Below are 11,038 nucleotides of genomic sequence, written 5' to 3'. Positions count from 1 at the left end.
ATGATTTTGTCTGCCATCTTTTTTGACCTGTTTTGAGCCACAGAAAAAGCATTTTTTGTGTTCAAAGCTTTTGACCTCGCTAAAAGCCTTACAGAATAAGGCTTTTCAAACTTTTTAGCACCTAAAATGTCCCTTTGCCCTATTTTTCAGATTTTTTTTGCTGACTAAGGGCGAGCAACCTTTAGGGGTGTCTAAGTGTCCGCGGCGATGCCACCATCGGGGCTATTAAAACGTTAGGGGGCTGGCTTCGCAGCGCTTCGGTCGGTACGGGGCTGCCGCCCCTTGACGCCTTACGCCGACGCCCTTCGGGCTGGCGTGGGGGTTGGGCTGTATCTTGACGATGAGGGGCGCGGCTACTCAGATAGGCTATTATTGCTAGCGGTTTTTCGTTCGTATCGGCAGTAGGCTGCCCAGACGCTCAAGGCATAATAGACGACGTAGGGCATTTGGCGATAACTGGCATTTTGAGGATTGCTCAAATAAGCTCTAAATTCACGTTTAGGTACTTCGAGGACGCGTGCAATTTCGTTTTGCGCCAATCCAATATCATCAACCAATTGACGCAGATGCTGCATATCAAGATTTTTATTAAGTTTTTCAGGTTTCATAAAAAAGGGGCTTGCGCCCCCTCCGTTAATGCATGAACAGTTTGATAACCGCATAAACAGCTGCAAATGCACCTGCTCCAACAACCAACGGATAATAGACCGTTTCTTTAATCAATTTCATGCTTTCTTTTTGTGCTTTTTCCGTTTCTGCATTGATTTTTTGGGTTTCTGCATTCATCTTTTGCATTTCCGCATTAATCTTCTGCATTTGCGCCAACATTAAATTGATTTCCGCTTTTAATTTCTCAGCTTCTAAAGTTGTCATAATAACTCCTTAAATTAAGTGATGCGCCAAATCCGACATGGATTAGCATCTGCAATTATAGCTTAAGTCTTATTGTCTTGTTGCGCTTTATTATTTCGCGGTTTAATCGCATCAAAATAGCCCTCTTCCACGTATGCACGGCAAACGCTTTCGGGATAGTCGCGCAATCAGCATGCCCTGCTGCATAAGCCGACACGGTTTCGGGCATCACTTCAATACGCGGCACATAGCCAAACGAAGCAGCTCTTAAAATGAGCGCTCCTAAAAATTGGAGTAAACAAGCAAGACCAACTAATAAAGACGCAGATCAGAAAAATAAACATGTACTAAATGCCGTACTTCAAGCTTGAATCTAAGAACAAAAAATATACAAACTTTAGGCAGATTTATACTTACGAACTTACTCCAAATTCTGCACTTGTTCGCGCATTTGTTCGATAATCACTTTCAAATCCACTGCCGCTTTGCTCAATAAATTGTCGCTGGCTTTGGCGCTAAGCGTATTGGCTTCGCGGTTAAATTCCTGCATGAGAAAATCCATTTTGCGCCCGATAGCGCTTTGCTCGTTCAAACTTTGCCGCGCTTCCTGAACATGAAAGCGAATGCGGTCGATTTCTTCCCGTATATCGCTTTTATTCAGCATAAAAACAATTTCTTGCTCAAGCCGTTCTTGATTTATTTCAATCTGCAAAGCGGCGATTTTCTCCTGCAATTGCTCGCGGCGCTGCCGCTCAATCTGCGGCACTGCGGTATCAATCGCCTGCATCTGCTTTTCAATCTGCTCCAATTGCTCTAATAATACCTGCTTGATTTGCTCGCCTTCGCGCTCGCGCATCTCCAATAAATTGGCAATCGCGGTATCTAAAGATTCCAAAACCGCTTGATTCAGCCCCTCTTGGTCAACCGCCGATTCGACCAATACGCCAGGCAAATTCAGCATTGTCTGCCAATCGGGTTTGCCCAACGACTGCATCACGCCGCTGTCGGAGAAAGCCAATAGCCAGCGTTTCATAATCGCCGGATTTAAGCTCACTTCCCGACCGGCCTGCAACCGCTTCACACCAATCCAAATATCCACTTTGCCGCGATACAGGGCTTGCTGAAATTTTTGGCGGATAATGTTTTCAATGCTGCGCATTCCCTCGGGCAATTTGACCTGCACTTCCAAAAAACGATGATTCACCGTTTTAATTTCAATCGAGTAAGAAAAATCCGCAAAACTTCCTTCACTCCCCGCAAATGCGGTCATACTCATTCTCACGACATCATCCTTTGGTCTTAGCTGCAAAAAGCCCACTGTACACGTTTTTGCAGGCAATTTCATTGCTTTTGCCGCCGCTTTTTTTGCTAAAATGCCGCGTTTTTATTTCAAACTTTTATAGATAAGGATAATTATGCGCCCCAGTCATCGTCTTGCGGATCAAATGCGCCCGCTCAATATTGAATGTGATGTGAATTGCTATGCGGAAGGCTCCGCCCTCATCAGCATCGGCAAGACGAAAGTACTCTGCACTGCTACCGTCGAAGACAAAGTACCGCCCTTTCTGCGCGGCAAAAACCAAGGCTGGGTCACGGCGGAATACAGCATGCTGCCGCGTGCCACACATGAACGCACAGCACGCGAATCCGCCCGCGGCAAGCAGCAGGGACGTACGGTAGAAATTCAGCGTCTCATCGGACGGGCTTTGCGCGCCGTTGTCGATTTACAAGCCCTAGGCGAACATTGCATCACTATCGATTGTGATGTCTTGCAAGCCGATGGCGGCACGCGTACCGCCGCCATTAGCGGCGGCTTTGTCGCTATGGCGGCAGCCATCCGCAAATTAATGGCGCAAGGCAAATTGAAAAACAATCCCCTGCACGGACAATTGGCGGCGGTATCGGTAGGCATTTACAACGGCAGCCCCGTAATGGATTTGGAATACGCCGAAGACAGCGAAGCGGAAACCGATATGAATATCGTCATGAACGATGCCGGCGCTTTCATCGAAATACAAGGCACCGCCGAAGGACATGCTTTCCGCCGCGAAGAAATGAATCAAATGCTCGACTTGGCGGAAAAAGGCATTCAGGAAATCATCGCGGAGCAGCGCCGCGTCTTAGGACTGGGCGCATGAGCGACATCGTTTTAGCCAGCAATAATGCTGGCAAAATCGCCGAGTTCAACGCCCTGTTTTCAGACTTAAACCTAAACATTATCGCCCAAGGCACATTAGGCATCGGCGAAGCGGAAGAAAATGCCGGCACCTTTGTCGAAAACGCCCTGATTAAAGCGCGTCATGCCGCCAAAGCCAGCGGCAAAGCAGCTTTGGCAGACGATTCGGGCTTAGTCGTTCCTGCATTGGGCGGTGCGCCCGGCGTCTATTCCGCCCGTTATGCAGGCCGCCACGGCGACGATGCCGCCAATAATGCCAAACTGCTTACAGAACTTGCGGATAGCGCAGCGCGCAAAGCCTATTTCGTCTGCATTATTGCTTACCTGCGCCATGCCGACGACCCTTTGCCGATTATCGCGCAGGGCATCTGGCAAGGCAGCATTGCGCAATCTGTCAGCGGCGCAAACGGTTTTGGTTATGACCCGCTATTTATCCCACAAGGCATTAACTGCTCCAGCGCGCAGTTAAGTCCCGAAGAGAAAAATGCCCTCAGCCATCGCGGTCAAGCCATGCAGTCCTTGATGCGACAATTGCATCCGCTTTATGCAAAAGAAAGCTAGACTTTTTTAGGCAAATGCCATTTCATTCATTTGCCGACGGTTTTTTTCTTCTTAGCTCGAGGCTATAATAGCCCTTAAATTTTAATAATGGCATTATCATCATGAATTTTTGGAAACGTCTGGAAAAATGGGCGCATCAATGGAACAGTCCGGCAGGTTTTGACCGCTTAAGCGGCAATATCCTGCCTTGGCTCAGCCCCTTGGCTTGGCTGCTGCTGACGGTCGGCATCATTTGGGGTCTGGCATTTGCACCAATGGATTACCAGCAGAAAAACTCTTTCCGCATCATCTATATCCATGTGCCGAGCGCGGCTTTGTCGATGTCGATTTATGTCATGATGGCGGTTTCTTCCTTCATTTATTTTGTTTGGCGCATGCGCTTGGCGGCAATTTTCGCCCGTGCTGCTGCACCTTTCGGCGCATTAGTCACCGCGCTTGCCTTATTAACCGGCGCAATTTGGGGCAAACCTACTTGGGGCACCTATTGGACTTGGGATGCCCGCCTGACCTCCGAATTGATTCTGCTCTTTATCTATATTGCCTACATGAGCCTGCAAATGAGCATTGACAACCGCGATCAAGCCGATCGCCTAAGCGCTATTCTCGCCATTGTCGGCGTCATCAATATTCCGATTATTCACTATTCCGTGATTTGGTGGAATTCCCTGCATCAGGGCGCGACCTTATTCAAAGCCTCCGCCCCCTCAATCAGCAGCAGCATGCTGTATCCGCTGCTGATTTGTCTGGCGGCGTTTTATATGCTCTTTTTCGCTTATGTGATTCGGGAAATGCAGAATCAAATTTTAAAAACGCGGATTAAGCGTTTATTGGAGGTCTAATGGCATTTGCCAATTTCGCAGAATTTTTACAGATGGGTAAGCACGGTGCTTATGTATGGACGGCTTACGCCCTTGTACTAACGGGATTAATCGCCATTCATCTCATCACCCATATCCGTTATAAACGCCTGCAAGCACAGCTTGCCGCGCTCAAAAAAGAGGCAGATACATCATCATGAAACCGATTAAAAAGAAACGCCTATATCTCGTTACGGGGATTTTTTCCGTCTGCGCCATCGCCATCGGGTTGATGATTTATGCCATGGGCAGTGATTTAAACCATTACTACTCATTAAAGCAAATCGCTGCCGGCGAAGCGCCTAAAGACCAAGCGGGCATCCGTGTCGGCGGCATGGTTGCGGCAGGCAGTCTGCAACGCGAAGGCGAAACCTTGAACATCTCTTTCCGCATTACCGATTTTCGTCATCCCGAACTGCCGATTCGCTACAGCGGCATCTTGCCTGATTTATTCCGCGAAGGGCAAGGTGTTATCGCCCGCGGCACGCTCGGCAGCGACGGCGAATTCCGCGCCACCGAAATTTTAGCCAAACATGATGAAAACTATATGCCGTCCGAAGTCAAAGCGGATATGGAAAAAAGCGGCTACCAACACAAAAGCCAGCAAGGAAGTGCGCCTTGATCGACTGGGGAGAATTCGGACATTACGCGCTTATCTTAGCTGCGGCGGTTGCCGCGATTGCCGTCGTCAGCGCCTTATTCGCCGCCGACAAACTCCGCAGCACGCAGCTGGTCTTACAAGCCGGCAAATTGCAGTTTTATTTATGCAGCTTCAGCATGTTGGGCTTAGGCATCGCCTTTTACGGCAATGATTTTTCCCTCCAGTACGTCGCCAACCACAGCAACAGCCTCCTGCCTTGGTATTACCGCATCACCGCGATTTGGGGCGGACACGAAGGCTCTTTGCTGCTTTGGATTTGGATGCTCAATTTATGGACATACTGCGTCGCCATCTTCAGCCGCAGCCTGCCTGCCGGTTTCCGCACCCGCGTATTGGGCATACTCTCCTATATTGCCCTAGGCTTTTATCTCTTTATATTGCTGACCTCCAACCCCTTTGCGCGTTATGATTTTGCGCCCTTTGACGGACGCGATCTCAATCCCCTCCTGCAAGACCCCGGACTCATCTTCCATCCGCCTCTGCTCTATGCAGGCTATGTCGGCTTTGCCGTGGCATTTGCCTTTGTGCTTGCCGGCTTATGGCAGGGACGTTTGGACAGTTTATGGCTGCGCCGTGCCCGCCCGTGGACACTCTGGGCATGGCTGAGTTTGACATTGGGTATCAGCCTCGGCAGTTATTGGGCATATTACGAACTCGGCTGGGGCGGCTGGTGGTTTTGGGACCCTGTAGAAAACGCCTCATTGATGCCTTGGCTGCTCGGCACCGCTCTGATTCACAGCTTAATCGCCTCGGAAAAACGCAGTCTGTTCCGCATTTGGACGGCGTTGCTTGCCATTTCGACCTTCTCTTTATGTCTGATCGGCACCTTCCTAGTCCGCTCCGGCGTGCTGACGTCCGTCCATGCCTTTGCCAGCGATGCCACGCGTGGCATCTTTATTCTCGCCCTCTTGATTGCCATCAGCTTACCGGCGCTTATCCTATTGATTATGCGCGCCAATACCATCAGCCACAGCGGCAATTACGCCATCTTTTCTAAAGAAACGGGGCTGCTCATCAATAATTGGCTGCTCTCGGGATTGTGCCTGGTCGTCTTTGTCGGCACCCTTTATCCCTTAGTGGCAGACGTACTCTCACTAGGCAAAATCTCGGTCGGCGCACCCTATTTCAACCGCTTTACCGTGCCGTTGGCGCTGCTGATGCTTTTTTTAATGGGTTTTTATCCGCTCTTACGCTGGAAGCGCGACCGCCTACAGCGCCTGAAGCCGCATCTTGGCATTGCCCTTGTTTTCGCCGCCGTATTAACCGCAATCTGCATGAAATGGCTGCTGCCGCATTGGCAACGCACCGCTGCCCTCAGCATCTTTTTAAGCGCCTTTGCTTTAGCGGCGGTATTGATTGATTACCTCGAACGGATTAAGCAGCAAGGCAGCAAAGCCCTGAAACCGCGTGGCGCTATTGCCGGCATGCTACTGGCGCACGCAGGCTTAATCGTGATGATTTTCGGCATTACCGGTGCTTCTCTTTATGATGAAGAACGTGATATCAGCATCAAAGAAGGCGACAGCATTCAAATGCACGATTACCGCATCACGCTCACAGGACTGCAAAGCTACAGCGGCGCAAACTACCGCTCCGTGCAAGGACGTTTTTTGCTGCAAAAAGACAGCGACGCGCAATTTGCCGCCCTGCTTCTGCCCGCCAAACGCAATTATTTCTCCTCAACCATGCCGATGACCGAATCCGACCGTTTCGTCACCCCCAGCCATGATTTATACATCGCGATGGGCGAAGAAATCGGCGCGAACACATGGGCGGTACGCGTGCAATACAAACCCTTTATCAGCTGGGTATGGATCGGTTCTTTAATCATGGCATTAGGCGGCATCGTCGCCGCTTTCGACCGCGCCTACCGCAGCCGCCTCAAAGAGAATATCGCATGAAAAACAAACAAATCCTACTTGCCGTCATTTTATTGGGTGCTTTTGCGGGACTGCTCTTTTTCTTTGTCAAAGGACTGGGCAAAGACCCGCGCAGCTTGGAAAATACCGCCGTCGGCAAAAACATCAACAGCACGCAGCAAATCAAATTAGAACTGCCCGATTTGTTCAGCGGCGAAATGCGCAGTCTTGCAGACATGCCGCAGCCACCCTATCTGCTCAACGTGTGGGGCAGCTGGTGTCCCGCCTGCTACACCGAACATCCCTATCTCTTGCAACTGAGCAAAACCATTCCCATTGTCGGACTTAATTGGCCGGCAAACAATCCCAATGAACAGGCGGATGCCCAACGTTTTTTACAAGAACTGGGCAATCCCTATCAGCAAACCCTGACCGATATTAGCGGCGCGACCATTATCGATCTAGGCGTTTACGGCGCGCCCGAAACCTTCCTAATCGGCGCGGACGGCAGCATCTTGCACCGCTATGCCGGACCCTTAAATGCCGGCATTTGGCAGCAGCAATTCCTCCCATTGCTCAAAAAATAAGACTATGAATACTATCGACTTACTTCTTTCTCATCGCAGCGTGCGACAATTCAGCGAGCAAAGCATTGCAGAAGAAACCCTGCACCGCCTGATTACCGGTGCACAAGCCGCACCCACCTCGCACTATGTGCAAGCCTACAGCATTATCGGCATCACAGACCCCGCGCTCAAACGAGCTCTTGCCGCTATCTCCGGACAAGCCCATGCTTTGAACAGCGCCCGTTTACTCGTCTTTATTGCCGATTTCAACCGCCATGCCGATTTACTGGAAGACCAACAACACCTCGGCAGCGCCGAAAATCTGCTAGTTGCCGCCATTGATGCCAGCCTTGCGGCGCAAAACCTCTGCATCGCCGCGGAAAGTTTAGGCATCGGCTGCTGCTATCTCGGCTCATTGCGCAATCACGTCGCGGAGGTCATCCGCTTATTAGAATTGCCGCGCTTTACCTTCCCCCTATTCGGCATCGCTCTGGGCTATCCCGCCGCCGATGCCGACAGCGAACAAAAACCGCGTCTGCCGATGGCAGAAATTTATCATCAAAACCGCTACGACAGCCACGAACGCGCCCGACACCTCGCCGATTATGACGCGCAAGTGCAAGCCTATTACGCCGCCCGCGCACGCGGACAAAAAAACCTGCAATGGACGAGGCAAATGCGCGACTTTTTCAGCCAACTGCGCCGTCAAGAAATTGCCGACGTTTTACAATCACAGGGATTTTGGCAGTTATGAAACGCCTTATTTGCATACTCGCACTCAGCTTCGGCATCCATGTCAGCCATGCGCAAGCCATTGACAGCGGCAGCCAATTCGACACGCAGGAAGAAAAAGCCCTCTATCAGGAAATGGTGCGCGTCATCCGCTGCCCCACCTGTCAAAACCAAGACATCGCCGAATCCAATGCCCCGCTTGCCAAACAATTGCGCGACCTCATCGCCGAGCAAATCAAAGCCGGCAAAAACGGCGATGAAATCACAGATTATCTGGTAGAACGCTACGGCGATTTCATTACCTATGCGCCGCGCCTGCAAAAAAACACCGTCATTCTGTGGTTTGCCCCTATCACATTCATGCTCTTTGCCCTCGGCTTCTGGTTCTTTATCCGCCACAGCCGACAACATAAACAGCAGCGCCTCAATCCCGAACAAGAAGCGCAATTACAGGCATGGCTCAAGCAATACGGCAAGGTGGACTCATGATTTACCTGCTCATACTGCTGACCATCGCCAGCCTCATCTACCTACTGGGCGGACGTCCGGCGCCGATTATCGCGCGCGAAGAAGAAGCCCGCCGCCTCATTGCCCAATACCAAGAACACAGCGATGCCGATAAAGACCCGCAAGGACAAAGTGAAAGAGATTACCGCCTCTACCAAGAACTCGCCGCCCTGCTCGGCAAAGGCAATAGCGGCGCGCAAGGCAAACTCTCCGGCATCATGTATCTGCTGGTGCCGGCATGCTTTTGCCTTGCCATCATGGCATGGCAGCTGCGCGGCGGCGCGGAAATGCAGCGCTGGCAGGGGTTATATCACAGCATCGGCGCAGAAATCGCCCAGCATAAAATCTATGGCAAAAGCCTGCTCGATCAAGCCGCCTTTAAACAAAACATCAACCAACAGGTCAACAGCTCCGGCTTTTTCCCCGCAGGCAGCAGCCACACCCCGCTGCTTGTCTATTGCCAAGCCCTGCAACGCCAACTGGATCGCAGCGACATCATTCAGCTGGACGCCCTAGGACATTGCTACAGCGAATTAGGACTGTTTGAACTCGCCGCGCCGGTCTATGATCGCATCGACCATCTGCAACCCGATGCCACCAACCATATCTTGGCATGGGTGCAAGCCAAAACCCTTGCCAATCCCGAGCAGCCGCCGGCGCCGGAAGTGATGCAGAAACTGCACAAACTGCTCGCCGTCGAGCCGGATAACAGCCTCGCCCTGCTCTTTCTAGCCTCCGCCTATCAGCAGCATCAACAAATGGACAAAGCCCTGCCCCTATGGCAGCAATTGCTGACACTCCTTCCCCAAGACGACCCGCTTTACCCTGCCATACGCCAAGCGGCAGACAAAGCCCGACAACAGCTAGACTCTGGCAGCGCAAGCCAAGAGCAGAACATCAGCAGCGATAATCCTCACACCCAAAACCAAGCAAACGCCAGCGCAAACAAAAGCTATGCCATCAGCGTCAGCATTGCGCCCGAAATCCTAGCGCAACTGCCTGCCACCGCCCGACTATTCGTCATCATCGCGCCGGCAGGACAGAAAATGCCCTTAGCGGTAAAAATGCTCCCGCCGCAAGCCGCGCAAGACATCAACATCAGCGATGCCGACAGCATGGCAGGCGCCTCGCTGAGCGAACATCCGCAACTGGTCATCCGCGCTCTGCTCAGCCCCTCGGGTACCGTCGGCGACAATGCCGCCTATCTTTTGGAAACAGCGGCAGACGACAGCCGCAGCATCGAACTGCACTTCAAGCCATGACCTCACTCATCAGCGCGGAAAACATCAGCATCTTACGCGGTCAGCATCTCATCATCCGCCAAGCCTCGTTGGATATTTCAGCAGGACAAGCCATTCATCTGATTGGCGAAAACGGCAGCGGCAAAACCACCCTGCTGCAAGCCCTTGCTGGACTATTACCAATTAGCGCCGGCAACATTGTTCGCCATAGCGAAGCGCTCTATTTAGGACACCGCCCCGGCATCAAAGGACTGCTTAGCGTCGCGGAAAATCTCTACATGGCAGCGCGCCTCTATCACGGCATGAACAAAACAGCGGCTCATGCCGCCATCCCCCAAGCCCTAGCACAAATGGGCATCGCACATCTTGCCCAACGCCAAGCCCGCCACCTCTCAGCAGGGCAACAGCGCCGCGTACAACTTGCCCGCCTATGGCTGCCTAGCCCCGCATTATGGCTGCTGGACGAACCCCTGACCGCATTGGATATCAAAACTGCCGCCGTACTCGCCGCACATTGCGAAAACCACATCGACAAAGGCGGCGCCATCCTCCTGACCTCACACCAACACTTTCCCATGACGGCAGACAAACTCAGGCAAATAGACCTTAGCAATTTAAGTCCTGCTCAAAGCACCGCAGGAGCAAATCAAGACTGGGACGAGGACAGTTTTTAACAGGCTCTATCATCAAAACGGCAGAAAATAAAAACCGACTATATTTTAGGATTGAAAACAACCTGAAAGAAATGCGTTTTTTAACCTAGATTACGCTTGCTACAAAGTTTTTTAGCTTAATATAGAAAGTTTATATAGTAAATTCATGGCAAAATTAACCGTTTTTCAAACGGGTAGGTCGGATACTTGTATCCGACATTACTTAAAATATGGGCAAAGGGACATTTTAGGTGCTAAAAAGTTTGAAAAGCCTTATTCTGTAAGGCTTTTAGCGAGGTCAAAAGCTTTGAACACAAAAAATGCTTTTTCTGTGGCTCAAAACAGGTCAAAAAAGATGGCAGACAAAATCATC

General features: G+C 51.1%; 15 protein-coding genes. 12 read left to right on the top strand and 3 right to left on the bottom strand.

Annotated elements, in window-relative coordinates:
- Positions 1 to 353: 353 nt before the first annotated feature.
- The 3 genes from ACJHVI_RS03690 to ACJHVI_RS03680 all read right to left on the bottom strand — a co-directional run bounded on the left by ACJHVI_RS03690 (position 354) and on the right by ACJHVI_RS03680 (position 2,128).
- The gene (locus ACJHVI_RS03690; protein ID WP_483183275.1) at positions 354 to 608 is read right to left on the bottom strand and encodes a hypothetical protein; all 255 of its coding nucleotides are present in this window, start codon (positions 606 to 608) and stop codon (positions 354 to 356) included.
- Positions 609 to 633: 25 nt separating this feature from the next.
- On the bottom strand, positions 634 to 873 hold the full coding sequence (locus tag ACJHVI_RS03685) for a hypothetical protein (protein ID WP_483183274.1): 240 nt from the start codon (positions 871 to 873) through the stop codon (positions 634 to 636).
- Positions 874 to 1,273: 400 nt separating this feature from the next.
- Positions 1,274 to 2,128 (bottom strand): YicC/YloC family endoribonuclease, encoded by an 855-nt coding sequence (locus ACJHVI_RS03680; protein ID WP_483183276.1) that lies wholly within the window; start codon positions 2,126 to 2,128, stop codon positions 1,274 to 1,276.
- Positions 2,129 to 2,267: 139 nt separating this feature from the next.
- On the opposite strand from ACJHVI_RS03680, the gene rph reads away from it, so the two are divergent.
- The 12 genes from rph to ACJHVI_RS03620 all read left to right on the top strand — a co-directional run.
- Positions 2,268 to 2,990: a ribonuclease PH gene (gene rph, locus ACJHVI_RS03675; RefSeq protein ID WP_483183273.1), complete on the top strand. Its 723-nt coding sequence runs from the start codon at positions 2,268 to 2,270 to the stop codon at positions 2,988 to 2,990.
- Positions 2,987 to 3,589 (top strand): RdgB/HAM1 family non-canonical purine NTP pyrophosphatase, encoded by a 603-nt coding sequence (rdgB, locus tag ACJHVI_RS03670; protein ID WP_483183271.1) that lies wholly within the window; start codon positions 2,987 to 2,989, stop codon positions 3,587 to 3,589. The genes rph and rdgB overlap by 4 nt, the downstream gene beginning before the upstream one ends.
- A 101-nt stretch (positions 3,590 to 3,690) precedes the next feature.
- Positions 3,691 to 4,428 (top strand): heme ABC transporter permease, encoded by a 738-nt coding sequence (locus ACJHVI_RS03665; RefSeq protein ID WP_483183270.1) that lies wholly within the window; start codon positions 3,691 to 3,693, stop codon positions 4,426 to 4,428.
- A complete protein-coding gene (gene ccmD, locus ACJHVI_RS03660) occupies positions 4,428 to 4,607 on the top strand; it encodes a heme exporter protein CcmD (protein ID WP_483183269.1) in 180 nt (59 codons plus the stop codon). Before ACJHVI_RS03665 ends, ccmD begins: the two co-directional genes overlap by 1 nt.
- Positions 4,604 to 5,068, top strand: coding sequence for a cytochrome c maturation protein CcmE (gene ccmE, locus ACJHVI_RS03655; protein WP_483183268.1), 465 nt, complete (start codon positions 4,604 to 4,606; stop codon positions 5,066 to 5,068). Before ccmD ends, ccmE begins: the two co-directional genes overlap by 4 nt.
- The gene (locus ACJHVI_RS03650) at positions 5,065 to 7,008 is read left to right on the top strand and encodes a heme lyase CcmF/NrfE family subunit (protein ID WP_483183267.1); all 1,944 of its coding nucleotides are present in this window, start codon (positions 5,065 to 5,067) and stop codon (positions 7,006 to 7,008) included. Before ccmE ends, ACJHVI_RS03650 begins: the two co-directional genes overlap by 4 nt.
- Positions 7,005 to 7,553 (top strand): DsbE family thiol:disulfide interchange protein, encoded by a 549-nt coding sequence (locus ACJHVI_RS03645; RefSeq protein WP_483183266.1) that lies wholly within the window; start codon positions 7,005 to 7,007, stop codon positions 7,551 to 7,553. The genes ACJHVI_RS03650 and ACJHVI_RS03645 overlap by 4 nt, the downstream gene beginning before the upstream one ends.
- A 4-nt stretch (positions 7,554 to 7,557) precedes the next feature.
- Complete coding sequence (gene nfsA / locus ACJHVI_RS03640; protein ID WP_483183264.1) at positions 7,558 to 8,286, top strand: oxygen-insensitive NADPH nitroreductase; 729 nt, start codon at positions 7,558 to 7,560, stop codon at positions 8,284 to 8,286.
- Positions 8,283 to 8,753, top strand: coding sequence for a cytochrome c-type biogenesis protein (locus ACJHVI_RS03635; RefSeq protein WP_483183263.1), 471 nt, complete (start codon positions 8,283 to 8,285; stop codon positions 8,751 to 8,753). The genes nfsA and ACJHVI_RS03635 overlap by 4 nt, the downstream gene beginning before the upstream one ends.
- Positions 8,750 to 10,033, top strand: a complete 1,284-nt coding sequence (locus ACJHVI_RS03630) for a tetratricopeptide repeat protein (protein WP_483183262.1) — start codon at positions 8,750 to 8,752, stop codon at positions 10,031 to 10,033. The genes ACJHVI_RS03635 and ACJHVI_RS03630 overlap by 4 nt, the downstream gene beginning before the upstream one ends.
- A complete protein-coding gene (ccmA, locus tag ACJHVI_RS03625; protein ID WP_483183261.1) occupies positions 10,030 to 10,686 on the top strand; it encodes a heme ABC exporter ATP-binding protein CcmA in 657 nt (218 codons plus the stop codon). The genes ACJHVI_RS03630 and ccmA overlap by 4 nt, the downstream gene beginning before the upstream one ends.
- Before the next feature lie 145 nt (positions 10,687 to 10,831).
- The coding region (locus ACJHVI_RS03620) for a hypothetical protein (RefSeq protein WP_483183260.1) at positions 10,832 to 11,038 on the top strand (207 nt) is incomplete at its 3' end.

The sequence above is a fragment of the Suttonella sp. genome, from assembly GCF_056855035.1.
The sequence above is the reverse complement of the archived record's forward strand: the minus strand, read 5'-3'. Positions and strand labels throughout refer to the sequence as shown.

Excerpts from the sequence above, each read along its gene's own strand:
- ACJHVI_RS03690 (WP_483183275.1), bottom strand. The coding sequence starts at position 608 with ATGAAACCTGAAAAACTTAATAAAAATCTTGATATGCAGCATCTGCGT.
- ACJHVI_RS03685 (WP_483183274.1), bottom strand. The coding sequence starts at position 873 with ATGACAACTTTAGAAGCTGAGAAATTAAAAGCGGAAATCAATTTAATG.
- ACJHVI_RS03680 (WP_483183276.1), bottom strand. The coding sequence starts at position 2,128 with ATGAGTATGACCGCATTTGCGGGGAGTGAAGGAAGTTTTGCGGATTTT.
- rph (WP_483183273.1), top strand. The coding sequence starts at position 2,268 with ATGCGCCCCAGTCATCGTCTTGCGGATCAAATGCGCCCGCTCAATATT.
- rdgB (WP_483183271.1), top strand. The coding sequence starts at position 2,987 with ATGAGCGACATCGTTTTAGCCAGCAATAATGCTGGCAAAATCGCCGAG.
- ACJHVI_RS03665 (WP_483183270.1), top strand. The coding sequence starts at position 3,691 with ATGAATTTTTGGAAACGTCTGGAAAAATGGGCGCATCAATGGAACAGT.
- ccmD (WP_483183269.1), top strand. The coding sequence starts at position 4,428 with ATGGCATTTGCCAATTTCGCAGAATTTTTACAGATGGGTAAGCACGGT.
- ccmE (WP_483183268.1), top strand. The coding sequence starts at position 4,604 with ATGAAACCGATTAAAAAGAAACGCCTATATCTCGTTACGGGGATTTTT.
- ACJHVI_RS03645 (WP_483183266.1), top strand. The coding sequence starts at position 7,005 with ATGAAAAACAAACAAATCCTACTTGCCGTCATTTTATTGGGTGCTTTT.
- nfsA (WP_483183264.1), top strand. The coding sequence starts at position 7,558 with ATGAATACTATCGACTTACTTCTTTCTCATCGCAGCGTGCGACAATTC.
- ACJHVI_RS03635 (WP_483183263.1), top strand. The coding sequence starts at position 8,283 with ATGAAACGCCTTATTTGCATACTCGCACTCAGCTTCGGCATCCATGTC.
- ACJHVI_RS03630 (WP_483183262.1), top strand. The coding sequence starts at position 8,750 with ATGATTTACCTGCTCATACTGCTGACCATCGCCAGCCTCATCTACCTA.
- ccmA (WP_483183261.1), top strand. The coding sequence starts at position 10,030 with ATGACCTCACTCATCAGCGCGGAAAACATCAGCATCTTACGCGGTCAG.